Consider the following 319-nt stretch of genomic DNA (forward strand, 5'->3'; position numbering starts at 1 on the left):
CAAGCAATGCTATAGAAGAAGCCTTGGTTGCGATATGGCAAGATTTATTGAATCAAGAACAAGTAGGGGTTACAGATGATTTCTTTGAATTAGGAGGGCATTCTTTACTGGCGGTACGTTTATTATCTGCAATCAAGAACACCTTACATGTTGCCATTACAATTACAGATATATTTGATTATACCACCATTTCAGAATTAGCTTCTTTTATAGAAGTTCAAGATACAAGTAGTCAGTTACCGTTAGTTACCAAACAAGAATTGCCTTCAGATATTCCATTATCATACGCACAAGAACGATTATGGTTTATCGATAAGCT

The 319-nt window shown here is 35.1% G+C and carries 1 protein-coding gene; it reads left to right on the forward strand.

Annotation, left to right across the window (positions count from 1 at the left end):
- Nucleotides 1–319 (forward strand): phosphopantetheine-binding protein (locus Q1A01_RS23765; protein WP_299686092.1); only part of this gene is annotated, 319 nt, incomplete at both ends.

This window comes from uncultured Dokdonia sp. (assembly GCF_947492815.1).
Taxonomy (GTDB): Bacteria; Bacteroidota; Bacteroidia; order Flavobacteriales; family Flavobacteriaceae; genus Dokdonia.